The organism is Mycobacterium sp., from assembly GCF_049585075.1.
Lineage (GTDB): Bacteria > Actinomycetota > Actinomycetes > Mycobacteriales > Mycobacteriaceae > Mycobacterium.
Genome location: NZ_JBAUZA010000488.1, coordinates 1 through 26,152, shown reverse-complemented (window position 1 = coordinate 26,152; position 26,152 = coordinate 1). Strand labels below are relative to the sequence as shown.

Sequence of the window (26,152 nt, the reverse complement as noted above, 5' to 3'; positions counted from 1 at the left end):
GAATATGGGCGCCCAAGCCTGCCACGCGTGCGTTGACCCGGCCATAGCAACGCACGATAACGCCGCATATAACGCGTGTTTTGGCGTGACGCCCCCGGCTCGAGTCACCACGCAGCCACCGAATGCGCCGACCCAGGCCCCCGCCACCACGCCGGTGCAGGCGCCGAGCAATCCGCCGAACCAGGCTCCGACGACCAAGCCTGCGGTTGTTGCGCCGCCGAAGGGTTTGGACGCGTCGCCTCAGGCCATTGCGGCGGCCGAGGCGGCGCCGGCGACGCCGGTTGACCCCGCCTACCCGTCGCCGCCCCCGACTCATGTGGATTTCAATCAGCAGGTACAGAGCGTGATCGAGAGCCGCAACGCCCACATTGACGTTGTCAACGGGCTGGCCCATCCCCGCCATTGGGACTACATCGACTACGACCAGGATGGGCATCCGCTCCTGTACAACCCGATGCACGAGGCGATGACTTTCCGCTACTTCTATGCGGGCGCCTACCGCGAGGCATACGTCTTCCCCGGTAGCAGGGTGATGCTCAACGTCGAAGTCGGCGGGGTGTTTCCGTTCACCGCGGTCGGCGGGGATTATCTGGCATCGGGCAGCTTCTACGGCGGATCGCCGCCGCCGCTCTACCATGATGTCGCTGCCTATATCCCGGCTTATAACCAGTGGGTCCAGGTCGGCAAGGTACAACGGGTGGGCCATGACGACAGCCAGCCTGTCGGCAATCAGGACACCTTCATGCTCGATGACTCCACGCTTGCGTGGGGTCAGGCCAATAACCCCACCAACGGCGGCCAGATCACCGTGGCGAAGACGCAAACTCTGCCAGGTGTCGGTCCCTCCGACGACGGCAAGTCCCTCATCGATTTGGCGGTGGCCTCGCATCCGCGAGGAGCCATGACGCCCGCGCTGGTCGGGCTGGTTGCGGTGCTGGCGTTGGTGCTAGGTGCCGGCGGCGCCTGGGTGTGGAAACGCCGCGGAGAAAGAACGGCCTAGAGATGAGCAAAATCGCATTCGGACTCGCCGCGCTCGCAGCCTCGACTGCGGTCCGCGTGGCGCATCCGCCGCTGGCATATGCAGATTGCAACACAACGGTGTGACCAGATGCTCGGGCGGAACTCGCGCGCGGCCAGTTCAGCGGACGATCGGAAACCCGCGGCAATGGGAGCGGCCACGGCGTGACCATCACCGGCGACAAGAATCCAATCCCATTGCGGCATATAGGTACATCCCAAACTGTTCCGAGAAAGGGCCGAGATGAGGAAAATTGCACTAGCGGGACTCGGCATTGCAGCAGTCACCTTCGCACCGCTGGCAACCGCCGATCCCACCCCAGGCCACGACGCGAAGGTGAAGACCCAGACACCACCGATGCTCTGCGAAATAGGCTCCGACGATGCAGATCCCGGCATCGGCCCTAATGTGATCTGCCAGGGTAGTTTTGTCCACGCCTCAGCGGACGATGATCAGGCTTTCGTCACCGCGTCAGGTCACTTCAGTTACCGAAGTGCCAACATTGGCACCGGATACAACCATGCCCCTTTTGGCACCCTCGTCCCAGGCCAGACCTACCACATCCAGGGCTGGACGGTCGTGGCAGGCAATGAGGGCATTCGCTTCACCAACGACGGCACTGGGCACGGCATGTTCGTTGGCAGCGATACCACCGTCAATGCGTTCTGACTCGTCGAGAAATGAAACAGGAAGTCCCCTGCATGGCCGATGTGAAGCTCATCCCGCTCGAAGTACTGCTGGGCCACCCAGAACGGACGGCGCCGCAAATCTCGCCCGACGGCAAGCGGCTGTCATACGTTGCACCACTTGACGGCGTCCTCAACGTGTTCGTAGGTGAAGCCGGAACGGGAAACGAGCGACCGGTTACCCACGACACTGACCGCGGGATCCAGGGTTACCTATGGGCCCAAGATAACCGCCACCTGATGTACGTGCGCGATAAAGATGGAAGCGAGAACTTCCGCCTCTACGACGTCGACTTGGACACGGGTGTAGAGCGTGACCTCACGCCGGTGGACGATGTGCAATGCCGGCTCATGGCCCACCACAAGCGATTTCCGAATGATGTGCTCCTCGGCTTGAACAAGGACAATCCGCAACTGCACGACGTGTACCACTTGGATCTGACGACTGGAAAGCTGGAGAAGATCGTTGACAACCCGGGCTTTGTCGGTTGGGTGGTCGACTACGACCTGAGGGTCCGCGGCGCGGTCGAGACGACGCCCGATGGGGGCGCGGTGATCCTGGTGCGTGACGACGAAGTGTCCGATTGGCGGCCACTGCTTGAAGTATCGCCCGACGATGCGGAATCGACGGGGCCCGTTGGGTTCACGAAGGACGGTAATGGCATGTACATCCAGTCATCAGTCGACTCGAACGCCGGACGACTGGTGAAGATGGACATCGCGACCGGTGCGGTCGAGGTGATCGCCGAGGATCCGATATACGACATTGCAGGGGTGATGATGAACCCTGACACGCGCGCGATCGAAGCCGTTACAGTATATCGTGATCGCCTGGAGTACAGGATCTTCGACGACTCGGTCCGCGCCGATGTCGAAGCTCTCCAGCGGCTCAATGCGGGCGAGTTGATCATCAGCGGTCGAGACCACGATGACATGACCTGGCTCGTGGCGTTCGACGACGACTCCGCGCCTGTGAAGTTCTATAGATGGGATCGCCCTGCTAGGACCGCCACATTCCTGTTCGACCACCAGCCGCAGCTGAACGACTACCCGCTGGTGCCGATGGAGCCCTTCACCTTTAGGGCGCGAGACGGGCTGACGATCCATGGCTACCTCTCCTTCCCTGTCGGCGTCGAGCGCACCAACCTGCCGACCGTCCTCGTCGTCCACGGTGGCCCATGGGTTCGCGACGGCTGGGGACTTGATCCCGAGGCACAGTGGCTCACGAACCGCGGATACCTGTGCGTGAACGTGAATTACCGCGGCTCCAGCGGCTATGGCAAAGCGTTCATGAACGCCGGTAACCACGAGTGGGGCGCCAAAATGCACGAGGATCTGCTGGATGCCATCAATCACCTTGTCGCGCAAGGCGTTGTCGACGGTGAGCGCGTGGCCATCTATGGTGGATCCTACGGGGGTTACGCCGCGCTGATCGGTGCGACGTTTACCCCTGACGTTTTCAAGTGTGCGATATCTATGGTCGGCCCGTCCAACCTGAACACGCTCATCGAGTCGTTCCCCGAGTACTGGAAGCCGATGATCGCGATGTGGCACAAGCGGGTTGGTGAGGACAAGGACTTCCTGTGGTCACGTTCGCCGCTGTCTAGAGTCGACGCCATCAAGATCCCCATCCTCATCGCACAAGGCGAGAATGATCCGCGCGTAAAGCGGGCAGAATCAGAGCAGATCGTTGCGGCCATGACGGAGCGTGGTATCGATCATGAGTACGTGATGTACGAAAACGAAGGCCACGGATTGGTCAAGCCCGAGAACCGCCTCGACTTCTACCACCGGGCCGACCGCTTCCTCGCCAAACACCTCGGCGGCAGGGCGGAGTGAACTGACTTGCTAGGCAACCAGATCCGGCGCACCTGAGACTCGGCTCGCAGCGCATTTTGCAGGACCTCTATACACGCGCGTCAAACTACTTGGAACCAGCCGTCTAGATCAACGCGCAAACAGCCGAAATATGACTGCAGCAAATTATCGGATTACCTCAGTTGCCGATTTTGAAACTGTTGCCTGATTGATCACACTCCATGTAGGAGTCGGCGTGAGAGCGCCCTGGCAGCAAAGGTACGTCACACTGCCAACCGTCGACGTTCTGGAGCTGGAGGGTGCCGCCGTCGGCGAGTCGTGGTCCGGTCAGATAGTCCGACGCAACCTGAACCGCCGTCATACAGTCGGGATTACCGTTGAGCACAATGACCGGTAAGGCGACACCGGTGCGAGTCTCGACGTGACCGCAAAGGGTCCCCGGTGGCTGCGCTTCGACTGGTACTGCGGACGCTATGACGCCGGCTCCCGACGCGACAAAGATCGCAGTGGCGATAGGCAAGGACCATTGTGCGAGGAAGTGCCGTGCACGAGTATGTCTCTTGGTCATTGTTGACCTCCCTTGAGGAATCTCCGGTTTCCTTTTTGCGATGCAGTTACGTGTTTGGCTGTGCTCATAGCGTAGTAAGCAAATTCGTTCTATGCCGGTGGAATGCATGGTCGAAGTTTGACGCGGACTTCTTGGAACTTTCTTGGCAGTAAGCTGCGGGGGATCAAATCGCAAAGCTGCAGTGGGAGCCGTCGAGGGCACTAGATAATAGAGGCATGCCGACGTCTGGCGACGCTGGAAAGCGAGCGTTGCCGCGCCGCCTTAGCCGGCTGGCCCTGGTCGGCGTCGTAGCAACGCTACTTTTTTAGCCGCCTGCTCGCTGTGGGCCGACGGGCGCGAGTCCTCTCGCCGTAACCCAACTAGTGAGATTCAGCCGCCCTTCACGCTGGATCAGATCGGTGGTGCGCCGAACGTGGCTCGAGCTCTTTCGGCGCCGATTACCCAGTGCGTTGTGCGCGACGACACTGCGCACCCGGTCTTCCATGGGTGCGTCGATTGGCACAGTGCCGTCCACGGGAACTATGCGCTCCGTGTCATCTCGCGCCTGACCAGCGATCCGAAGTTTGTCGATATCGCCCAGTCCGTAATATCTCCCGACGGCCTGCGCTGTGAGCTTGCGTCGCTAAATGCCGGGAAACTCGATCAGGAGATTCCCTACGGCTTCGCGTGGTTTCTAATTCTCACTCGAGAATCGGCCTCAGCCGACATGACGCCATTGGCCTTGGCGGTAACTTCTCACCTGCGTCGCTGGATCATGGATCACGTCGAAGGCGCCGACTTCTCTGCGGCTGAATATCAGAACCTATCGTTCGCAGTGTTCGCGCTTCACCGCTGGTATCTCCGCTTCGCTCCCGAAGTTGCGGCCACCCTTCGTCGCACGGTTGTGTCGGTCTTAGTGAGGCGCTGGAAAGAGCCATGCTCGCAAGCGGGCCGACGGATAAGCGGGTTTTTCGATCCCTGTGCCAATGTCCTCCTTGCCCTCAGCGACGCGCACATCGCCGACCCCAACGTTATGGACAATGCGATCTCGCAAGGGTTTTGGACGCGGTCACCGCCGTGCAACCGCTGGCCTCGCGGGGGGTGAGCAGGGTCCACGCGGCTGGGCTCAACTTCTCACGGTCGTGGGCGCTCTACATCGCCGCAGCGGCACTTGGTCGTAAGCAATTGGCTGCTGCGGCAGATCAATACTTTCTTGCGACGTTCAACGCGCCTGAACTATGGCGCGAGAATTATCGCTCCTACAGCCACTGGGTCGCCCAGTTCGGTGTGCATGCCCTGGACCTCCGCGATCAGGCTCAGCAGCGCCTGCTGCGAACGCGGTGACTCACTTTAGGCGCTGACTCGATACGGAAGCATTGCCAAGAGCTGTGCAGGTCGCGGTTTGAAGGAAGGCGTTCGTCGAATGTCGATATGCCAAAAGGCGTATTCACCCGGCCCTACAACGCATTCGGTATATCGTGAGTTGGCCGCGCTGGTGCACGCGCGCAACCGAGTAAGCGCGGCGACGGCTAGGAGCGAAGAGATGATGGCGGCCTTCGAAAAGGTGCCGGGCGGGCCACCCGACGAGCCACAGGGCTTCCTCGTCGTCGACGAGGGCGGCTCCAAACGCGATGTGCCGATTTTTGATCAGCTGTTTGTCGGTCGGGAATGCACGGGCATCAGCGAGCGACGCCGACTCGTTATCGACGACCCCGAGATCTCCCGCACCCACCTCGAGATTCGGCTCGACGCCGCAAACGATCAGGCTTTCCTGATCGATACCAGCAGCAATGGCACGTCGCTCAACGGTGTGCGGCTCGAACGGGCGGCTATCTTGCCTATTCGCCCCGGCGACGAGATCCGGATCGGCGATGTGGCACTTACCTTCTCCTCGCAGCGGTTCACCGCTGTCGCCAAGAGCGCCCCACGGCTCACACAGGCCCGGATCGGCCAGGCCGCAATGGTGATGGTGGTCGGCGACATCGTCAACTACTCGACGATCTCGCAGGTGACAGACGAGCAAGTTATGGCGCGAAGCCTGCACACACTGTGGCATGGGGTAGGCGGTGTCCTGCAGGCCCATCACGGCTCCCTGAGTCACTACGCCGGCGACGCGTTGTTTGCGGTCTGGGAGGTGGACCGGTTTCCGGATGCAATCGAGCTGGCGATCGACTTCGCTCTCTCCGCGAATCAGCTTGTGGAGCAGCTCGGTCCCGAGCTGCCGTTGCGCGGGCCGGACGGCTTGCCGATCCACATGGGCTGGGGTGTGGTGCAGGGCATGGCCGCATTGGCCGCAATGACCAGGTCGGTCGACGCGGTGATCGGCGATGCGACCAACGTGGCGTTCCGGTTGTCCGGGCTGGCCGGCCGCGGCGGGCGGGCAGCGGTGCTGGTGACCAGCGGCGTACACCGCGCCGCTTATGGCCAATTTATCTGGGGCGCAAGCGAATCCGTCGAAATCAAAGGTCGGAGCGGGATGGAGACCGTATTTCCGGTTATCGCACGCAAGACCGCTGACGAGGTCGGACTCGCTAACAGCAACCTGCAGGGCAACCTCGATCCACACCCCTAAGTCCACAGCACCGCGGCGGATAGTCCTCGTGGGCTGACCCTTATACGGCACTGCCGAGCGTGGCACACCGAAGGTGTTTCAAGAATCTCCCAAGGCGTCCGCCCCACACTTGACCGAACACCCAGCGCTTCTGGCGATTAGGAAAGGCCAAATGAATAGAAACGTAATGGTGCCTGTGCGGCCACGGTTGGATCAGTTAGCAGCTCCGACCGAGTCGAGGGGATGCCTACCATGACGGATGACCACATACCGCGCCTACCCGCTTTGGCGGGGCGCCACCAAGCCCGCAATCTGAACCGCGCCGCGACCCGGTCGAAGCGTAATCGGCTCATCGCGTTGCTGGTGGTAGCGCTCGTAGCGGCCGCAGGTGCCAGCACGTCCTGTCATTCCAAGGCGACCGGTGGGGAGTTAGTGCTTACCGGAGCCACCGACCCCGGGGCCAACGCGTTCATGCCCCCCGCGGCCGAGCCGCCGCCGACGAACACTCAGCCCGCGCCCACCCTGCAGCCACAGGGCGACGGCACTACCGTGGCGACCCAGCCCCTGCCCGGCGACCGCGACGGCCTCTACGGAGGCACCGTCAACAACGCCCAAGTCGATCGCGACAAAATAATCGACTTCCTGCGCGCCCACCCCGCCCAAGCGAGCGCCTTTGTCGAATCCCTCAACAGCGACACCACCGTGTTCTGGAGCGGCGGGCATCCCCTTGGCGTCGCCGACATCCCGACCTATCTGCGCGAACTCACCCCAGTCGTGTTGCGGCTAGACACCCGGGTCACCAACCACGGATTCGACGGAACCCACCTCCGTACCCTGCAATCGGTCTTCCAAGCGGGTACCGCCGTGCTCGTCGACGCCCACGGGGTGCCCCGCGTCCGCTGCTACTCGGGCAGCCCCCTCACCGCGCCGATCGCATTGAGAGGCGCACCGAGACTCGTCGGCGCACCCTGGCCCGGTTACCACCCCGGAGCCCTAGTCGAGGTCAAACCCATTACTGCGAAGATCGCCAAGTTCGTCCTCGTTGACGTCGTCACCGGCCGACCCTTCAACCGACCCGTCGCCACCACTGGCACCAACGACACGCCACACACCCAACCCGTCAGCTCACCCCAACCTGGCACGAGTTCGCCGCCCACTTCCCCTTCACCGTCACCCTTCAAGGCAACACACTGACAATCCGCGGCAAGAGCGGCCCTTTGAACGCCGACGGATCGTTTGTGCTCGCCGGCCCTAACGGCCCATACGACTACCTCACCATTAAGGGTGTCTTCGCTACCGAGGGCGGCCGCACCGTCATCCGCGACGGCAAATGGGACGACAACTGGGTCCACGGCACGTGGGTTGCCACTAAGCAGTGAACGACAATTCAGGATCACTCCCTCCTTGCCCGCACTAGCGCCGCACCAGTTCAATGATTTGCGTTAGGGCTTCACGGGCTGCGATCCGGCCTACCTCCCGGGCACGATCATCTGGTGCCACTCGAGGAAGCCGATGCTGCTTGTGTCGGCATGGATCGCTACGTCGGCGTGCGCCAGCACCGCCGAGGACGCCATCGCGCTGCCGATCGTCATGGTGCGCATGAGGGTGTCCACAAGGTTCGGCACCCACGGCGAGCGCGCCGGCTTCGTCGCCGAGACGGGCTTCGCCGCCTGACCGCTACCTATAGTCACCGCGATCAAGGGCTCGTCCGAACGCCCCAACGCGGCCACGGCAGGTTGTCGAGCACCCCGCCGTCGACGTGCAACGAACCGTCGTAGACGACGGGCGCGTAAAGACCCGGCACTCGCAGCGAACAGCCGACGACGTCGGCAACCGGCCCGCGGCGGTGCACAACTGGCTGGCGGGCCAGGAGATCGACGCTGACACAGCGGAATTCGTGCGGCAGCTCTTCGACGAGCTGGCCGCGTTGCGGAGCGCATCCAACGTGCGCCGCCCCACGAATAAGTCCTTTGGATGGCAGGGTGTAGTCACTGGTCGGGTTGCTGCGGATGACGTACTCGTAGATAGTCGCATCTACCGCGTCCGCGTCCCTACCGGAGGCCGCGAGCCCCGCGATGATCGCGCCCATACTGGTCCCGACGTAGCGCACCAAGAATCCTCCAAGGGGTTGGCGTCAACGTTGCTGTGACTTCACCAACCGGTTGGAATGACCAGCCCTCACGGCAGGCCCCGACCCTGGACATTTGCCCCACCGAGGAAGAAGATGACGACTCAAGCTCAGCGTAACGCCGTGACGGTCCAGCTGGGCCTCGCTGGTGGCGCGGGAGGTTTGCCATGGCAGGGCAACTGATCGACCGCGACAAGCTGGGTGTGCTGACCAAGATCGGCCAGGGCGTGGTGTATGGCGCACCCGACGCCAAAGCCAAGTTCGCCCCGTGCATGGACTACGAGGAGCCCAAGGCTCAGACGCTGGCCAGCATTGATTTCACCGCACTGGCCGCGATATCCGCCCTGGTCGAGGATTCGCTGTCCTATGCCGCGGATGAGCGGTTGATCTCTGTTGCCGCCTCGCCGTGCGCGATCCTCGAGAACGGTGGAGCACCACCGGGATTCGTGAGGCCCGCCATCCCCGCCGAGTTCTTCATCTCACTGCCCGGTTCGTGGGTGAAACCGATGACCGCGTTCGGTCCCGACGACATCGAGAACAGCCACAAGACCGGCTACTACCTCAAACGCGGCCACGGCGAATGGTTCGACCAGCCGCGCACCTGCCAGTACCCGACGTGGGCGCCGGACCCGATCTTCAGTGAGCACGACCACATTCCACTGGCCGTACTGGTGGCACACATCGCTGGCGAGAACATCGGCGCGGCCCAACGCATCAACACCGTTGGGCGCTAAACCCCGACTCGAAAAGCCGAGGAGGCTGCATGTTTACCCTATTGGCACTGGCTGGGCTATGGGTGGTGAACCTGCTCATCTCGATCAACAACGCGAGGTGCGTCGGCAGGGCATGGGTGGAAGCCAAACACGCCGGCGGTATGCCACGGTTCATGGCGTGGTGCGTCGCCATCATGGCCGCCATCGGATTCACCTGGTGCATCAGCATCGTGCTGGGACTCGGCGCATACGCCCTGCACTGGCTCGACGACCAAGACATAGCCCTGTTCTTCGACTCGACCTACGTGGTTCTGGTTCCGTTCCTTCTGTTCACCGGCATTGCCATCACGATCCAATCGTGGGCGGTGGCCTACCGCGGGTCGGTCGCGCAGAAAGGCATCGCCGTCTACAACACGTTCGCGACGACCTTCAACACCTATCACGCGGTGCGCAGCTACGGCATGGCGTTGCGCCACGCGCTCGCCGCGTTCGGCAAAGCGCTGTCCGGCACCCGACGCCAACCCCAGGCCGCGGCCATCCTGTTGGTGGCGGCGTTGGTTGCGGTCGCTGCGTGCAGCGGCAGCATCATCACGTGGCTGATCATCCGCAAAGAAGCGGCAGCCGGTGAATGCATGCCGATCAAAGACGAGCCTGCGGTGCCAGTAGTGCAGAAGCAGGAGGAGCCGGGCTTGACGCCATAAGCCTGGTGGCGGTTTTTGATTCCATTGAGAACGGGAGATGAGATGGGCTTCATACAAGCGATTTCAGCCGGATTCACCAAATACTTCAATTTCAGCGACCGGGCCTGCCGGTCCGAATTCTGGTACTGGATGCTCTTCGCCGGCACGGTCGCCATCGTGGGGAACATTGGCAACTGGATGCTGCACACAAACCTCGTTAACCTGCTTTTGGGGCTCCCCTTCTTCTTTCCCAGCTGGGCCGTCGAAGTTCGGCGCCTACACGATATCGACCGTTCGGGTTGGTGGATCCTGATCGCCGTGATCCCGTTCATCGGCGCGATCATTCTCATCAGATGGTTCGCCACCAAAGGCGACGAAGGACGGAACCGGTTCGGATCCGATCCTTTAGCCGCAAACCCATTCCCGAACCACCAATTCGGAGCTGCGACTTAAGGCAGGGCATTCTGCGGCGTGACGACTGCGCACTCGCCGAGCGTCCTGGCGCAGCTTGAATCGGGCGTCCGAAGCTTCGTTAGGAGGTGCCAGGACGTCGCCCGAGCCCGTGGGTGTGGACAGCAGAGCATCTAAACCGAGTCATAGCTCATCTTCTGCGTCGATACCGTCACCGGGCTCATCTTCGCGATCGGTGGTGGCCCCTGTACTGCGCTGCCACCCGAACACGATCAGGGCACCACCGACTACCACTAGGACGACGAGTTCCCACATGGCGACATGGAACGTGCCGTTGCCGAGACCCGCGTACGCCAGCTTCCCGGCGATCCACAATGCGACAATTCCGACGGCGAAGAGGACGCTGCGCACCGCAGCAATTTTGGGCATGCTCAAATTCCCAGCCTCCTGATGAGCTGTTGAGCGTCGTCCGTCCGCTTCTGGCCCTGACGCTCATTGGTTCGCCTCGCCGAAGTCACCTCCAGGATTACTGCGGGCGATCGCATCGATATACGTCGTCAAGCTGTGTAATTCTCAGGCCTGCTGCGACGGGCCCTTGTGGCGTGAGCACGCGCTGGTGGCGGGCGATTTTGACCGACCTTGTTGTTCAGTACGAGCTGCAGCGTATACGCGTCCCAGCTTGATCACTTGCGGTTGACCAGTAATGGAGTCCCTTCCAGCCAGCATCGTCAGACAGCCGGAGCGGCCAGGGTGACCAGACCGAGCTCGGCGCCAGACGCAAGCATCGGATGATGCGGTAGCGCCCGCACGGTGTAACCGACCGAGCCGGCGACCGGCAGCGTCGTCGTGGTGGAGAAGATGTGCTCGCCGCCGGCCGCGGTGCCGGTGTACGGCATCTCGATCGTGACCGGGTCGACCAGTGCGTCGCTGGTGTCGACCCGGCCAACCACCGCCTCGACCGTGACCTCGTCGGGGCGCAGCCTGGCTAGCTCTACGGTCGCGGTCAGCGTGAGCTTCGACCCAAGCACTGGAGTGTCGGGCAGCCCGGTGCTGTCGACGTCGGTGATGTGGATTAGCGGCCACGCCTCGTACGCCCGCCGGCGGTAGGCGGCCAACTCGCGGGCCGGGTCGAACGTCACCTGCCCGTCGCCGTCAACCGTCACGGTGTGGCGCAGCGACTCCGCCGCCGGTAAGTAGTAATTCTCGACATAGTCGCGCACCATCCGGGAGGCAAGGACTTTCGGGCCGAGCGTTTGCAGCGTGTGGCGGACCATCTCGATCCACCGGCGCGGCACTGACTGCTCGTCGCGCTCGTAGAAGGTCGGAGCCACCGACTTTTGCAGCAGGTCATAGAGCGCGGCCGCCTCCAGGTCGTCGCGGCGACCCTCGTCGGCCACTCCGGAGGCAGACGGTATCGCCCAACCGTTCTCGCCGTCGTACCACTCGTCCCACCAGCCGTCGCGGATGGACAGGTTCAGCCCGCCGTTGAGCGCGCTCTTCATCCCCGACGTTCCGCACGCTTCCAGCGGGCGCAGCGGATTGTTCAACCACACGTCGCAGCCCCAATACAGCAGCCGGGCCATCGACATGTCGTAGTCGGGCAGGAACGCGATGCGGTGGCGCACCTCAGGCCGGTCGGCGAACTGCACAACTTGCTGGATGAGCGCCTTGCCTCCGTCGTCGGCGGGGTGCGACTTGCCGGCGACGATCAGCTGGATCGGCCGCTGCTCGTCGAGCAACAGCTGTTGCAGCCGGTCCGGGTCACGCAGCATGAGGGTCAGCCGCTTGTAGGTCGGGACCCGACGAGCGAACCCGATGGTCAGCACGTCGGGATCGAATGCCGTTTCGATCCAACCTAATTCGGCTTCGGGTGCGCCACGTTCGAGCCACGAGCGGCGCAGCCGCGCCCGGACGTCTTCGACCAGCAGCGCCCGCAGTTGCGAGCGGATCCACCACAGATGACCGGCGTCGACCTCGTTTAGTCGCAGCCAGACTCCGGGGTCACTGAACGCCGCGTCGTCCGGCCCCACCAGTTCGCGACCCAGCTCCAACCATTGTGTCGCCGCCCAACTCCGGGCGTGGACGCCGTTGGTGATCGAGCCGATCGGCACCTCGTCGGCGTCGAATCCGGGCCACAGCTCGTTGAACATCGCTCGACTGACCCGGCCGTGCAGCAGCGAAACGCCGTTCGCGCGCTGCGCCAGCCGCAGGCCCATGTGGGCCATATTGAACTTCTCCGGGTCATCCTCGGCGCCCAGCGCCTGGATCCGGGCCAGCGGCACGCCCGGCAGCAGCGCGGGGCCAGTCTCGCCGGCCTCGGCGTCTGCGAAGTACTGCTCCACCATCTCCATCGGAAACCGGTCGATACCGGCAGGCACTGGGGTGTGTGTCGTGAAAACCGTGCTGGAGCGCACCACCGTCAACGCGGTGTCGAAATCCAGCCCGGCGTCGACGAGTTCGCGGATGCGCTCGGCACCGAGGAATCCGGCATGGCCTTCATTCATGTGGTACACCTCGGGCGCGGGCAGCCCTTCGATGGCGGTGAAGGCCCGGATGGCACGTATCCCGCCGATGCCGGCCAGGATTTCCTGCTGCATGCGGTGTTCTTGATCCCCGCCGTAGAGGCGATCGGTGACCCCGCGCAGGTCGTGCTCGTTCTCCGGAATGTCGGAATCCAGCAGCAGCAGCGGTACCCGACCGACCTGCGCTACCCAGATCCGCGCACGCAGCCGCTCGGCGTCCGGCAGCGCCAGCTCAACCAGCACCGGCTCCCCGGCGCCGTCGGTGAGCAATCGCAACGGCAGGCCCTGGGGATCCAGCGCAGGGTAGGTCTCATGCTGCCAACCGTCGGCAGTCAGCGACTGCCGGAAATAGCCGGAGCGGTAGTACAGGCCGACCGCGATCAACGGCAATCCGAGATCCGACGCGGACTTCAAATGATCGCCGGCCAGGATTCCCAATCCGCCCGAGTAGTTCGGCAGCACCTCGGCGACGCCAAACTCCATCGAGAAGTAGGCGATGCCGTTGGGCATGGCAGCGCCGCCGCTTTCTTGCTGCTGGTACCACAGCGGGCGGCTCAGATAGTTGTTCAGCTCGGCGGCCAGAGCATCGAGGCGATCCAAAAAAGCGCCGTCGAGCGCCAGTTCGTCGAGCCGAGCCGGGCTCACTGCGCCCAGCAGGGCTACCGGATCTTGAGCGCACTTCGCCCACAGCGCCGGTTCGATCGCCTCGAAGAGCTCCTGCGTCGGCTTGTCCCACGACCACCGCAGGTTGGTCGACAGCTGTTCGAGCGCCCCCAGGCGTTCCGGAAGGTGAGCACGGACCGTGAACCTACGCAGGGCTTTCACGCGTCCCTACCTTACTGACCACACACCGGGGTTCGCCTCCCGAACAACGTGCGCATCCCTGCCCCGAGTGTGGCCCGACACTACGGTGGGTATTGGGCGCAAAGAGCTTGTCGCCTGAGTAGCAACTCAAGAATCAGAACGGAGTGACGGTGCCCGGTCGTGTCGAGATCGATGACGTCGCGCCCGTCGTATCGTGTGGCGCGTATCCCGCAAAAGCTGTGGTCGGCGAGGTAGTTCCAGTCCGCGCGACGGTATGGCGTGAGGGTCACGACGCGGTTGCAGCGACGCTGGTGGTGCGCTACCTCGGCGCACGCTACCCGCAAGCCGGCGAAACCCGGCGGCTCAAGGCGGTGCAGGCCCCCTTAAAGACCGCATCAGTGGCCGAACCCGCCGCCGCGCCGCTCCCCCGGGTCAAGCCGCTGCTGCAACCGATGAGCATGGGCGACGAGCCCTACGTGTTTCACGGTCAGTTCATCCCGGACAGCGTTGGGTTGTGGACGTTTCGGGTGGACGGTTGGGGTGACCCGATCCACACCTGGCGCCACGCCATCGAGGCCAAGCTGGAGGCCGGCCAAGGCGAGTCCGAACTGTCCAATGACCTGCTGATCGGAGCACAGCTACTCGAACGCGCCGCGACCGGTGTCCCCCGTGGCTCGCGCCAACCGTTGCGTGCTGCCGCCGCAGCCCTGCAAGCGCCGGGGGATCCGGTTTCCCGGGCCGCGCTGGCGCTGAGCCCCGAGGTCGAAGAACTCTTGACGCAGTACCCATTGCGTGAGCTGGTCAGCCGCGGCGAGCAATACGGAGTGTGGGTGGATCGGCCGCTGGCCCGGTTCGGCTCGTGGTACGAAATGTTCCCCCGCTCAACCGGTGGCCGGGACGCCAAGGGAAACCCGGTGCACGGCACCTTCGCCACTGCGACGGGGGCATTGCCGCGAATCGCGCAGATGGGCTTCGACGTGGTGTACCTGCCGCCGATCCATCCGATCGGCAAAGTTCACCGCAAGGGCCGCAACAACACCGCGACCGCGGTCCCCGGCGACGTCGGGTCGCCGTGGGCGATCGGAAGCGATGAGGGCGGCCATGACGCGGTGCATCCGCAGCTGGGCACGATCGAGGACTTCGACAACTTCGTGGCAGCGGTGCAGGACTTGGGTATGGAGGTGGCTTTAGACCTGGCGCTGCAATGCGCGCCGGATCACCCGTGGGCCAAGCAACATCGCCAGTGGTTCACCGAATTGCCCGATGGCACCATCGCCTACGCGGAAAACCCGCCGAAGAAGTACCAGGACATCTACCCGATCAACTTCGACAACGACCCCGCCGGTCTGTACGACGAGGTGCTGCGTGTGGTGCTGCATTGGGTGGACCATGGGGTGAAGGTTTTCCGTGTCGACAATCCGCACACCAAGCCGCCCGACTTCTGGGCGTGGCTCATCGGCCAAGTGAAGGCCATCGATCCGGACGTGTTGTTTTTGTCCGAGGCATTCACACCGCCGGCACGCCAGTTCGGCCTGGCCAAGCTGGGCTTCACCCAGTCCTACACCTACTTCACGTGGCGCACGTCGAAGTGGGAGCTCACCCAATTCGGCGAGGAGATTCCCCATCTCGCCGACTTCCGCCGTCCCAATTTGTTCGTCAACACCCCAGACATCCTGCATGCCGTCTTGCAACACAATGGCCCGGGCATGTTCGCGATACGGGCCGTACTGGCGGCAACGATGAGCCCGGCATGGGGGATGTACTCCGGTTATGAGCTCTTCGAACACGAAGCCGTGTTGGAAGGCAGCGAGGAATATCTCGACTCCGAGAAGTACGAGTTGCGACCGCGCGACTTCGCCGGCGCACTGGCAGCGGGCCGATCGCTGGAGCCATTTATCGCAGGGCTGAACAAGATTCGTCGACTCCATCCTGCTCTTCAGCAACTGCGCAACATCACGTTTCACGCCGTCGACAACGACGCACTGTTGGCTTACAGCAAGTTCGACCCGGTCACCGGCGACTGCGTGCTGGTTGCGGTGACGCTTAACGCGTTCGGCCCGGAAGAAGCGACGTTGTGGTTGGACATGGCCGCATTGGGTATGGAGCACTACGAGCGGTTCTGGGTCCGAGACGAGATAACCGGCGAGGAATACCAATGGGGACAGGCCAACTACATACGCATCGACCCTGGCCGCGCACCCGCTCACATCATCAACATGCCGCTCATACCGTCCGAATCCAGAATGGCGCTCTTGCGCCGGAGGTGACGCCCCGATGAAGTCCAAGTCCACCGACCAACTCGCCAGGACTGATTTGGCGCCTGAACCCAGCGACTTGGCCCGCCTTTTGGCCGGTGAGCACCACAACCCGCACGGCATCCTCGGCGCCCACGAGTACGGCGACCACACAGTCATCCGATCCTTCCGGCCACACGCCACCGAGGTCGTCGCACTTGTCGGCCAAGAACGGTTTCCGCTGCAACACATCGACTCCGGATTGTTCGCGGTGGCGCTGCCCTTCGTCGACCTCATCGACTATCGCCTCGAGGTGAGTTACGACGGCGCCGGTTCGAATACCGTTGCCGACCCCTACCGCTTTCTGCCGACGTTGGGCGAAGTCGATCTGCATCTGTTCGGTGAGGGACGCCACGAACGACTGTGGGAGGTGCTGGGCGCGCATCCACGCTCGTTTAAGACCGCCGACGGCGTGGTTCAAGGTGTGTCGTTCGCCGTCTGGGCGCCCAACGCCAAGGGCGTCAGCTTGATCGGGGAGTTCAACGGCTGGAACGGTAACGATGCCCCGCTGCGGGTATTGGGCTCGTCGGGAGTATGGGAGTTGTTCTGGCCGGGCTTCCCGCCCGATGGCCTGTACAAGTTCCGGGTGCACGGCGCCGACGGCTCGATCACGGACCGGGCGGACCCGTTCGCATTCGCCACCGAGGTGCCTCCGCATACGGCATCACGGGTGAACGTGAGCACCTACCGATGGACCGATGACGACTGGATGACGGCGCGGGCCCAGCGCAATCCGGTGTTCGAGCCGATGAGCACCTACGAAGTGCACCTGGGCTCGTGGCGACCGGGCCTGTCCTATCGCGAGCTCGCCCGCGAGCTGACGGATTACGTTGTAGCGCATGGGTTTACTCACGTCGAGATGCTACCCGTCGCCGAGCACCCGTTCGCCGGATCGTGGGGCTATCAAGTCACGTCCTACTACGCGCCGACGTCGCGGTTCGGCACGCCGGACGAATTCCGGGCCCTCGTCGACGCGCTGCACCAGGCTGGAATCGGCGTCATCGTGGACTGGGTCCCGGCCCACTTTCCCAAGGATGCATGGGCGCTGGGCCGGTTCGACGGCACCCCGCTCTACGAGCATTCCGACCCTCGACGTGGCGAGCAACTCGACTGGGGTACTTACGTATTCGACTTCGGTCGTGCCGAGGTGCGAAATTTCCTGGTGGCCAATGCGCTGTACTGGCTCGAGCAATTCCACATCGACGGCCTGCGGGTGGACGCCGTCGCATCGATGCTTTATCTCGATTATTCGCGCCCCGCCGGTGGCTGGACGCCGAACATCTATGGCGGCCGGGAGAATCTGGAAGCTGTGCAGTTCCTACAGGAGATGAACGCCACAGCGCATAAGGCGGCACCGGGAATCGTCACCATCGCCGAGGAGTCAACGTCGTGGCCCGGTGTATCGCGGCCGACTAGCGTTGGTGGCCTGGGCTTTTCGATGAAGTGGAACATGGGCTGGATGCACGACACCCTGGACTACATCGGCCACGATCCGGTGCACCGCAGTTACCACCACCACGAGATCACCTTCTCGATGCTCTACGCATTCAGCGAGAACTTCGTGCTACCGATCAGCCACGACGAGGTGGTGCACGGTAAGGGCACGCTGTGGTCGCGCATGCCGGGCAACGACCACGTGAAAGCGGCCGGCTTGCGCAGCCTGCTGGCCTACCAGTGGGCGCACCCGGGTAAGCAGCTGCTGTTCATGGGCCAGGAATTCGGGCAGCGCGCCGAATGGTCGGAGGAACGCGGTCTGGATTGGTTCCAACTCGACGAGAACAGCTTCTCCACCGGGATCTCCTGCCTGATCAACGATCTCAACAAGATCTACCGCGGCCACCCGGCACTGTGGAGCCAGGACACTACGCCCGAGGGCTATTCCTGGATCGACGCCAACGACTCCGCCAACAACGTCTTGAGCTTCCTTCGGTACGGCAGCGACGGCTCGGTGATGGCCTGCGTGTTCAATTTCGCCGGTGCGGAGCACAGCGGCTATCGTCTGGGCCTGCCCACCCCGGGCCGGTGGCGTGAGGTCCTCAACACTGACGCGACCAACTACAACGGCACCGGTATCGGCAATCTCGGCGGTGTCGACGCAACCGACGAACCGTGGCACGGTCGCCCGGCATCCGCGGTGTTGGTGTTGCCGCCGACCTCAGCGCTGTGGCTAGAGCCCGAATAGGCGACTAGTACAGGGCGTTGGCGAGGTTACGCCGGCCGGCGATGACGTCAGGGTCGGCGGCGTCGAAGAGCTCGAACAACTCGATCAGCCGGGTGCGCACCGAGGTCCGCTCGTCGCCGGACGTCCGCCGCACTAACGCAACCAATCGGTCGAAGGCTGCCTGGACATCCTGGTTGAGGATCTGCACGTCGGCGGCGGCGAAAGCGGCTTCGATGTCGTCAGGAGCGGCATCGGCGCGGGCCACTGCCTCGGGCCCTTGCGCGGTAGCACGCATCAGGAAGGCGAGCTGGCGAATCGCACCCTTGGCCTCGGCGTTGTTCGGATCGTCGTCCAGGATCGCCTGATACGAGTCGGAGGCCGCGGCGAAATCCCCGTCCTGCAGCTGCTGGCGCGCCTGCGCGAGCGCCGGGTCCACCGCCTCGGGTTCCTCGGAAGTCGTTGCGCCGCTGAGCTTGCCCGCAGTTGCCGACAGCAGTGAGTCCACCCAGCGGCGCAGCTGATCGGCCGGCTGAATGCCTTGAAAGCTCGAAAGTGGCTGCCCCCCGGCCAAAGCCACGACAGTCGGGACGACTTCGACGCCGAATATCTGTGCCACCCGTGGAGCCGTGTCGACGTTGACGCTGGCCAGCGACCACTTGCCGTTGTCCGCGGCGGCCAGGCCGGACAGAACGTCGGCCAACTCGAGGCACACATCGCTGCGCGGCGACCACAACAGCACGACTACCGGCACCTCGTTGGACCGCAGCAGCACCTCTTCTTCGAAGTTGGTTTCGTTGATCTCGGTGCCGATGGGCACAGACGATCCAGCCGATCCCGCCGTGGCCGCATCGCCGCTAGACGGCGCGCTTTGCTTGAGGCCGGACAAGTCGACCGCACCGGTCATCGCAGGGCCAATCGGAGGTCGCGGACGGGTCACGCGATCAAGTCTGGCACGCGGTCATCGATCGCGTCTCATCCGGTTCAGGCAGCCGTATGAGCAACATCACATTCACCGTCGGCAGGTCACCGCGATCACTACGCCGGCAAACTTCTCAGCGCGACAGTGGATTCGTCGCCGACTGAACGTACTGGCCGGTAACTAACCGGCGCGGAGGATCAACGCGTCGCCCTGACCACCGGCTCCGCACAGCGCAGCAACCCCGTATCCGGAGCCGCGGCGGGCCAGTTCGAGCGCCGCATGCAGCGTGATCCGGGCGCCCGACATCCCGATCGGATGCCCGACGGCGATGGCACCGCCGTTGACGTTGACGATGTCGGGATCGACGCCCAGTTCCCGGGTCGAGGCCAGCGCCACGGCGGAAAACGCCTCGTTGATCTCCACCACTTCGAGTTGGCCGACGGAGATACCTTCGCGACCAAGAGCCTTTTTGATCGCGTTGGCAGGCTGTGATTGCAGCGTCGAATCCGGGCCGGCCACCACGCCGTGTGCGCCGATCTCGACCAGCCACGACAACCCCAGCTCGGTGGCCTTGTCCTTGTTCATCACGACCACCGCGGCCGCGCCGTCGGAAATCTGCGACGCCGATCCGGCGGTGATGGTGCCGTCCCGACGAAACGCCGGCTTCAGCCCGGCCAGCGATTCCGCGGTGGTGTTGGCGCGGATGCCCTCATCCTCGTTGAACTGCAATGGATCGCCTTTGCGCTGCGGGATGTTCACCGGCACGACTTCGTCGGCGAAGACGCCGTCCTTCCATGCGGCGGCTGCCTTCTGGTGCGACCGCGCAGCGAATTCGTCCTGTTCGAGCCGGGTGAACTTGTCGACGTCGTTGCGCTGCTCAGTCAGCGCGCCCATCGGCTGGTCGGTGAACACGTCGTGCAGGCCGTCGTAGGCCATGTGGTCGAGCACCGTCACATCGCCGTACTTGTAGCCGGCGCGGCTGTCCATCAGCAGATGCGGCGCCTTAGTCATCGACTCCTGGCCGCCGGCCACCACGACGTCGAACTCACCGGCGCGAATCAGCTGGTCAGCCAGGGCGATCGCATCGATACCGGACAGGCACATCTTGTTGATGGTCATGGCCGGCACATCCCAACCGATACCGGCCGCTACCGCGGCTTGCCGGGCAGGCAACTGACCAGCCCCGGCGGTCAGCACTTGGCCCATGATCACGTACTCGACCGCAGAGGCGGGCACGTTGGCCTTCTCCAGGGCGCCGGCGATCGCGATGCCACCGAGATCGCTGCCGGAGAAGTCCTTCAGCGAACCCATCAACTTGCCGATCGGGGTTCGCGCTCCAGCAACGATCACCGATGTCGTCATGACTACCTCCAAAAGCGGGGCTTAACTACCGATCCAACGGATCGGAGAGGCGGAATCTTTCCCGTCAGGTTACCGTTACGTTATGACCACCGATCAAGTTGACGGCCGTCTAATACTCGCCACCGCGTTGGTGACGGCAGTCGACCATGTCGGCATTGCGGTGCCCGACCTCGATGCTGCGATCGCGTGGTACCACGACCACCTCGGCATGATCGTGCTGCACGAGGAAATCAACGACGACCAGGGCATTCGCGAGGCGATGTTGTCGGTGCGCGGAGCTCCGGTCGGCAGCGCGCAGGTGCAACTGATGGCCCCGCTCAACGAGTCGTCGGTGATCGCGAAGTTCCTCGACAAGCGCGGTCCCGGCATTCAACAAATCGCTTACCGTGTCAGCGACCTCGAATCCCTCACCGACCGGCTGCGCGAGCAGGGTGTCCGGCTGCTCTACGAGGGCCCCCGGCGCGGCACAGCGAACTCGCGAATCAATTTCATCCATCCCAAGGACGCCGGCGGCGTTCTGATCGAATTGGTCGAACCGTCTGCCGACTCAGACTCTGCGCACTGATTTCTTCAAGACCACTTTCGAGTGGGCGCGCGGGTTGCCCGATTAGCCCAGCACGAGGTGTGCCAGTGCCGCCGGTCGTCGATCGCCACCTCACCGGATTCTGCTAGCCACACCACCACATGGGCTGTGCCCGAAGGGATTTCGTGATCGCAACCGGGGCAGCGATATGTCTTGCCAGCGCGCGCGGCAGCGACCGGTCGCACTTGGTAGTCGTAGCCGTCGGGCCCGGTTTCCACCCGGTGTTGCACCGGTAGCGGCCGAAACGGCTGCTTACGCGGTGGAGTGCGGCGCCGAGGCATGACCCCAGTCTAGTGAGACAGCTCAGAACAGCCGGAACTCGTCTGAATCCATTCCGCGCATCTTGTCGTAATCCAATGTCAAACAACGGATTCCGCGATCAATGGCCAAAGTTTTCGCTTGCGGCTTAATCTGCTGTGCGGCGAACACCCCGCTCACCGGCGCCAGCAGGCTATCCCGGTTGAGCAACTCCAGATAACGGGTGAGCTGCTCAACTCCGTCGATCTCCCCGCGACGCTTGATCTCGACCGCGACCGAGCGGCCCCGCTCGTCGCGGCACAGCAGGTCGACCGGCCCGATCGCGGTCATGTACTCGCGGCGCACCAGGGTATATCCGTCGCCAAGCAGCTCGACATGCTCGGCCAGCAACGCTTGCAGGTGGGCTTCGACGCCGTCCTTGACCAGCCCGGGATCGACGCCCAAGTCGTGGCTGGAGTCGTGCTCGACGTCCTCGATGGTGATGCGCAATTGCTCGCCGGATTTGTTCTGCACCACCCAGACCGGCAGCGCGCCGTCCAGCTCCTCGGTGAGCCAACACGGCGGGCTCATCCAGTTCAGCGGCTTGTAGGCACGGTCGTCGGCGTGCACGCTCACCGAACCATCGGCCTTGACCAGCAATAGTCGACGGGCTGATGCCAGATGAGCGGTGAGTCGGCCGAGATAGTCCACCGTGCACTGGGCGATGACGAGACGCACGCGACTCACCTTAAGCGGGAGCCAGGAGACGAATTAGGCTGACGCCAACATGACGGCCAACACATCGCTGGCGCAACGCTTGGGCCGGCTCCTGGAGAGGGTGACTCGTCAGAGTGGCCGGCTCTCAGAGACCCCAGCGTATGGCTCGTGGCTGCTCGGCAGGGTCTCCGAGAGCCAGCGCCGTCGCCGAGTGCGAATCCAGGTCATTTTGACTGTGCTCCTGGTCGGGGTGAACGTGATTGGGATCGCTGTCGCCGTGCTGCTGGTGACGGTGGCTTTCCCGGCGCCCAGTGTCTTTTCCGATGCGCCGCTGTGGATCAGCTTCGTAGTCGCACCGGCGTACATTGTCGCCGCGTTGGTGTTCGGCATCTTCTGGATCACCCGGCGGGCCCTGCGAAGAATGCGATGGGCCATCGAGGGACGCAAACCCACCCCGCTCGACGAGCGCAACACCTTCTTGGCCCCGTTGCGGGTGGCGGTGCGCCTCCTGATCTTCTGGGGAGTCGGGGCGGCACTGCTGACGACGCTCTACGGCCTGGCTAACGGCCTGTTCATCCCCAGATTTTTGCTCGTCTTGAGCCTCTGCGGTGTTCTGGTGGCCACCAGCGGCTACCTGATCACCGAATTCGCTTTGCGTCCGGTGGCGGCCCAAGCGCTTGAGGCCGGACCACCGCCACGTCGGTTTGCGCCGGGCATCCTGGGCCGAACCATGACGGTCTGGTTGCTCGGTTCGGGTCTGCCCGTCGTCGGCATCGCGCTGAGCGCGTTTTTCGCGCTGGTGCTGGGGAACATGACCCAGACCCAGTTCGAAGTGGCGGTGCTAATCGTGGCGACGGCGACGTTGATCGTCGGCTTTCTGCTGATGTGGGTCCTGTCCTGGCTCACCGCGACACCGGTACGGGTGGTACGCGCCGCGCTCAGACGTGTCGAGCAGGGCGATCTGCGAGGCAATCTGGTGGTCTTCGACGGGACAGAACTCGGCGAGCTGCAGCGGGGCTTCAACTCGATGGTCGACGGCCTGCGTGAGCGTGAACGAGTGCGCGACTTGTTCGGCCGGCACGTGGGACGCGAAGTCGCAGCAGCGGCCGAGCGCGAACGACCAAAACTCGGTGGTGAAGAGCGCTATGTCGCAGTCGTTTTCGTCGATATCGTCGGTTCCACGCAATTGGTGACGAGCCGCCCCGCCGCGGAAGTCGTCCAGTTGCTCAACCGATTCTTCGCGGTGGTCGTCGAAGAGGTCGATCGGCAGTGTGGACTGGTCAACAAATTCGAGGGCGATGGCGTGCTCGCAGTCTTCGGAGCACCCAACCGTCTCGACCGACCGGAGGAGCAGGCGCTGGCCGCGGCACGCGCGATCGCTAGCCGACTCGACAGCGAGGTCCCCGAGTGCCCAGCCGGTATCGGGGTCGCGGCGGGTAAAGCGGTCGCCGGAAATGTGGGCGCCAAAGAACGGTTCGAATACACGGTCATCGGCGAACCGGTCAACGAAGCCGCCCGACTGTGCGAGCTGGCTAAGGACGAACCCGGCCGGCTACTTGCGTCCTCGGACACCGTCAACGCGGCGGGTGAAAATGAGCGGGCCCGTTGGTCTTTGGGCGAGACCGTGACGCTGCGCGGCCACGACCAGCCGACGCAGCTGGCAACCCCGGTCTAGCCATGCGAACGCCCTCAAGCGCTACTCGCGCAGGCTTAGCGGTTGCGTTCCATAGTCGCCAGCACGATCGACGGCGACGCCACCACTAGGCCTCATCACCGTGTAACGCGGGCTCCACCCCCTCCAACCACGACGATGTCGGTTTTCCGCCAGTAATGTCAGTGGTCGGGTGTAATTGTTTCAACCGTGCATGAAGATTTCGAACGCTGCTATCGGGCCGTGCAATCCAAGGATGCCCGGTTCGACGGCTGGTTCGTCACCGCGGTGCTGACCACCGGGATCTATTGCCGCCCCAGTTGTCCGGTCCGGCCACCGTTCGCCCGCAATGTCCGGTTTTATCCGACGGCAGCCGCCGCCCAACGCGCCGGCTTCCGGGCATGCAAGCGCTGCCGCCCGGACGCGTCGCCAGGCTCGCCAGAGTGGAACATCCGCGGCGACCTCGTCGCCCGGGCCATGCGATTGATCGCCGACGGCGTGGTTGACCGCGAGGGCGTCACCGGGCTTGCCGCCCGGCTGGGCTACACCACGCGACAGCTTGAGCGGCTACTGCAGGCCGAGACCGGTGCGGGCCCGCTTGCCCTCGCCCGCGCGCAGCGCACGCAAACTGCGCGGGTGTTGATCGAGACAACAGATCTGCCGTTCGGCGATGTCGCTTTCGCCGCAGGCTTTTCCAGCATCCGCCAGTTCAACGACACCCTTCGCTTAGTCTGCGATAGCACTCCCACGCAGTTGCGCAAACGAGCGGCCTCGCGGTTCGGGCGCGAGGGCGCCTCATCCGGGACAGTGTCGCTGCGCCTACCGGTGCGGGTTCCGTTCGCCTACGAGGGGGTCTTCGGCCATCTGGCCGCCGGCGTGGTGCCTGGATGCGAGGAGGTGCGCGACCACACATATCGGCGGACGCTTCGGCTGCCATTCGGAAACGGCATCGTCAGCCTGACACCCGCACCCGATCACGTCCGATGTCTGCTGGTGCTCGACGATTTCCGCGACTTGACGAGCGCGATCTCGCGTTGCAGACGGTTGTTAGACCTCGACGCCGATCCAGAGGCGGTGATCGAGGTATTGCAATCTGATCCAGCACTGGCGCCGGTTGTCGCCAAGGCACCTGGGCAACGCATACCCCGGACCGTCGACGAAGCCGAACTCGCTGTGCGGGGGGTGCTGGGTCAGCAGGTATCGACCAAGGCCGCGCGAACCCACGCGAGCAGACTCGTCGTCGCATACGGCCAGCGGGTCCACGACGCCGACGGCGCCCTGACGCACACCTTTCCGTCGGTCGCGCAGCTCGCCAACATCGATCCGGCCCATCTCGCGGTCCCGGAGGCACGTCGGCGGACAATGACCGCGCTAATCGCGGGGCTGGCCGACGGCAATGTCGTGCTGGACACCGGCTGCGACTGGGAGGCGGCCCGCCAGCAGTTGCTGGCTCTGCCCGGTATCGGCCCCTGGACCGCAGAGGTCATCGCCATGCGCGGCCTAGGCGACCCTGACGCCTTTCCCGCCAGCGACCTCGGATTGCGGTTAGCTGCCGAGCGATTGAGCCTGCCAACCGCTCAGCAAGCACTGATTTCACGAAGTCGCCCGTGGCGCCCTTGGCGCTCGTATGCCACTCAGCACCTGTGGACCACGCTGGAGCATCCGGTGAACCAGTGGCCATCCAAGGAGATCGCATGATCCATTACCGCACCATTGACAGCCCTATCGGCCCCTTGGCGTTGGCCGGCCGTGGCGGTGTGCTGACGAACCTGCGCATGCTGAACCAAACCTATGAGCCGAACCGCGCTGATTGGGTGCCCGACGACCGGGCCTTTCCGGATGCTGTCGACCAGCTGCAGGCGTATTTCGCGGGCAAGCGAACCGATTTCGACCTCGAGTTGAGCCTGGCCGGCAGCGAGTTTCAGCGGCGCGTCTGGGAGGCGCTGCTGACCATTCCGTATGGGGAAACCCGATCGTATGGACAGATCGCAGAACAGATCGGCGCTACCGGAGCCGCTCGCGCCGTTGGGTTGGCAAATGGCCATAATCCGATCGCCATTATCGTTCCGTGCCACCGGGTAATCGGTGCAAGCGGAAGCCTTACCGGATATGGCGGCGGTCTTGATCGGAAACGGTCGCTGCTCGAAATGGAGAAAACCGTAAAATCAGGGAATTTAACGCTTTTCGATTAGCACCTGTTGACGCAAAAAAGGGCACCTTTGCGGGGTGCCCTTTTTTGTGTGTGTTCGGCGGTGTCCTACTTTTCCACCCGGGTTGGGTAGTATCATCGGCGCTGGCAGGCTTAGCTTCCGGGTTCGGGATGGGTCCGGGCGTTTCCCTGTCGCTGTGG

The 26,152-nt window shown here is 63.6% G+C and carries 23 protein-coding genes, 1 rRNA gene and 1 pseudogene; 17 read left to right on the top strand and 8 right to left on the bottom strand.

Features of this window, described 5'->3' with window-relative positions; translation table 11 throughout:
- From WB785_RS22975 to WB785_RS22940, 8 genes are all read left to right on the top strand, one after another.
- Nucleotides 1–1,000: hypothetical protein (locus WB785_RS22975; protein WP_424082135.1), on the top strand; the 1,000-nt coding region annotated here is incomplete at its 5' end.
- Nucleotides 1,001–1,261: 261 nt separating this feature from the next.
- The gene (locus WB785_RS22970; RefSeq protein WP_424082133.1) at nt 1,262–1,687 is read left to right on the top strand and encodes a hypothetical protein; all 426 of its coding nucleotides are present in this window, start codon (nt 1,262–1,264) and stop codon (nt 1,685–1,687) included.
- Nucleotides 1,688–1,719: 32 nt separating this feature from the next.
- Nucleotides 1,720–3,543: a S9 family peptidase gene (locus WB785_RS22965; protein WP_424082131.1), complete on the top strand. Its 1,824-nt coding sequence runs from the start codon at nt 1,720–1,722 to the stop codon at nt 3,541–3,543.
- Nucleotides 3,544–4,541: 998 nt separating this feature from the next.
- Nucleotides 4,542–5,174, top strand: coding sequence for a DUF2891 family protein (locus WB785_RS22960; RefSeq protein WP_424082129.1), 633 nt, complete (start codon nt 4,542–4,544; stop codon nt 5,172–5,174).
- Nucleotides 5,171–5,413 (top strand): DUF2891 family protein, encoded by a 243-nt coding sequence (locus WB785_RS22955; protein WP_424082127.1) that lies wholly within the window; start codon nt 5,171–5,173, stop codon nt 5,411–5,413. The genes WB785_RS22960 and WB785_RS22955 overlap by 4 nt, the downstream gene beginning before the upstream one ends.
- 79 nt (nt 5,414–5,492) lie before the next feature.
- Nucleotides 5,493–6,641 (top strand): adenylate/guanylate cyclase domain-containing protein, encoded by a 1,149-nt coding sequence (locus tag WB785_RS22950; protein WP_424082125.1) that lies wholly within the window; start codon nt 5,493–5,495, stop codon nt 6,639–6,641.
- Between the two features lie 231 nt (nt 6,642–6,872).
- Nucleotides 6,873–7,814, top strand: a complete 942-nt coding sequence (locus WB785_RS22945; protein ID WP_424082123.1) for a DUF6777 domain-containing protein — start codon at nt 6,873–6,875, stop codon at nt 7,812–7,814.
- A 23-nt stretch (nt 7,815–7,837) separates the two neighbouring features.
- On the top strand, nt 7,838–7,999 hold the full coding sequence (locus WB785_RS22940) for a hypothetical protein (protein ID WP_424082121.1): 162 nt from the start codon (nt 7,838–7,840) through the stop codon (nt 7,997–7,999).
- A gap of 34 nt (nt 8,000–8,033) precedes the next feature.
- On the opposite strand, the pseudogene WB785_RS22935 reads toward WB785_RS22940, so the two are convergent.
- Nucleotides 8,034–8,727, bottom strand: a pseudogene (locus WB785_RS22935) (patatin-like phospholipase family protein); the annotation flags it as partial.
- Nucleotides 8,728–8,915: 188 nt separating this feature from the next.
- Here WB785_RS22935 and WB785_RS22930 point away from each other — a divergent pair.
- From WB785_RS22930 to WB785_RS22920, 3 genes are read left to right on the top strand one after another with little or no spacing between them, the layout of a single operon-like run.
- On the top strand, nt 8,916–9,482 hold the full coding sequence (locus WB785_RS22930) for a hypothetical protein (RefSeq protein WP_424082120.1): 567 nt from the start codon (nt 8,916–8,918) through the stop codon (nt 9,480–9,482).
- Between the two features lie 29 nt (nt 9,483–9,511).
- Nucleotides 9,512–10,162, top strand: coding sequence for a hypothetical protein (locus tag WB785_RS22925; protein WP_424082118.1), 651 nt, complete (start codon nt 9,512–9,514; stop codon nt 10,160–10,162).
- A gap of 42 nt (nt 10,163–10,204) precedes the next feature.
- Nucleotides 10,205–10,594 (top strand): DUF805 domain-containing protein, encoded by a 390-nt coding sequence (locus WB785_RS22920; protein ID WP_424082116.1) that lies wholly within the window; start codon nt 10,205–10,207, stop codon nt 10,592–10,594.
- A gap of 141 nt (nt 10,595–10,735) precedes the next feature.
- On the opposite strand, the gene WB785_RS22915 is transcribed toward WB785_RS22920, so the two are convergent.
- The gene (locus WB785_RS22915) at nt 10,736–10,981 is read right to left on the bottom strand and encodes a hypothetical protein (RefSeq protein WP_424082114.1); all 246 of its coding nucleotides are present in this window, start codon (nt 10,979–10,981) and stop codon (nt 10,736–10,738) included.
- Between the two features lie 299 nt (nt 10,982–11,280).
- Complete coding sequence (glgP, locus tag WB785_RS22910) at nt 11,281–13,899, bottom strand: alpha-glucan family phosphorylase (protein ID WP_424082112.1); 2,619 nt, start codon at nt 13,897–13,899, stop codon at nt 11,281–11,283.
- Between the two features lie 149 nt (nt 13,900–14,048).
- On the opposite strand from glgP, the gene WB785_RS22905 reads away from it, so the two are divergent.
- A complete protein-coding gene (locus tag WB785_RS22905; RefSeq protein WP_424082110.1) occupies nt 14,049–16,145 on the top strand; it encodes an alpha-1,4-glucan--maltose-1-phosphate maltosyltransferase in 2,097 nt (698 codons plus the stop codon).
- A gap of 7 nt (nt 16,146–16,152) precedes the next feature.
- A complete protein-coding gene (gene glgB / locus WB785_RS22900) occupies nt 16,153–18,354 on the top strand; it encodes a 1,4-alpha-glucan branching protein GlgB (protein ID WP_424082108.1) in 2,202 nt (733 codons plus the stop codon).
- A 4-nt stretch (nt 18,355–18,358) separates the two neighbouring features.
- On the opposite strand, the gene WB785_RS22895 is transcribed toward glgB, so the two are convergent.
- Both WB785_RS22895 and WB785_RS22890 read right to left on the bottom strand, forming a co-directional pair.
- Nucleotides 18,359–19,270, bottom strand: coding sequence for a co-chaperone YbbN (locus WB785_RS22895; protein WP_424082106.1), 912 nt, complete (start codon nt 19,268–19,270; stop codon nt 18,359–18,361).
- 162 nt (nt 19,271–19,432) lie between these two features.
- Nucleotides 19,433–20,614 carry an acetyl-CoA C-acetyltransferase gene (locus WB785_RS22890; RefSeq protein ID WP_424082104.1) on the bottom strand — a complete coding sequence of 394 codons (1,182 nt, stop codon included), beginning with the start codon at nt 20,612–20,614 and terminating at the stop codon, nt 19,433–19,435.
- A gap of 82 nt (nt 20,615–20,696) precedes the next feature.
- Between WB785_RS22890 and mce the strand changes: the two genes are divergently transcribed.
- Complete coding sequence (mce, locus tag WB785_RS22885; RefSeq protein WP_424082103.1) at nt 20,697–21,179, top strand: methylmalonyl-CoA epimerase; 483 nt, start codon at nt 20,697–20,699, stop codon at nt 21,177–21,179.
- Between the two features lie 5 nt (nt 21,180–21,184).
- Here mce and WB785_RS22880 read toward each other — a convergent pair whose 3' ends face one another.
- A complete protein-coding gene (locus WB785_RS22880) occupies nt 21,185–21,478 on the bottom strand; it encodes a hypothetical protein (RefSeq protein WP_424082101.1) in 294 nt (97 codons plus the stop codon).
- A 22-nt stretch (nt 21,479–21,500) separates the two neighbouring features.
- Nucleotides 21,501–22,172 carry an endonuclease NucS gene (gene nucS / locus WB785_RS22875; RefSeq protein ID WP_424082099.1) on the bottom strand — a complete coding sequence of 224 codons (672 nt, stop codon included), beginning with the start codon at nt 22,170–22,172 and terminating at the stop codon, nt 21,501–21,503.
- 49 nt (nt 22,173–22,221) lie between these two features.
- Here nucS and WB785_RS22870 point away from each other — a divergent pair, with 49 nt between their 5' ends.
- The 3 genes from WB785_RS22870 (at nt 22,222) to WB785_RS22860 (ending at nt 25,994) form a co-directional block, all read left to right on the top strand.
- A complete protein-coding gene (locus WB785_RS22870; protein ID WP_424082097.1) occupies nt 22,222–23,826 on the top strand; it encodes an adenylate/guanylate cyclase domain-containing protein in 1,605 nt (534 codons plus the stop codon).
- A 186-nt stretch (nt 23,827–24,012) separates the two neighbouring features.
- Entirely contained in the window at nt 24,013–25,500 is a 1,488-nt protein-coding gene (locus WB785_RS22865) for an AlkA N-terminal domain-containing protein (RefSeq protein ID WP_424082095.1), read from the top strand.
- A complete protein-coding gene (locus WB785_RS22860) occupies nt 25,497–25,994 on the top strand; it encodes a methylated-DNA--[protein]-cysteine S-methyltransferase (protein WP_424082094.1) in 498 nt (165 codons plus the stop codon). Before WB785_RS22865 ends, WB785_RS22860 begins: the two co-directional genes overlap by 4 nt.
- Before the next feature lie 52 nt (nt 25,995–26,046).
- On the opposite strand, the gene rrf is transcribed toward WB785_RS22860, so the two are convergent.
- Nucleotides 26,047–26,152 (bottom strand): 5S ribosomal RNA (gene rrf / locus WB785_RS22855); the annotation flags it as partial.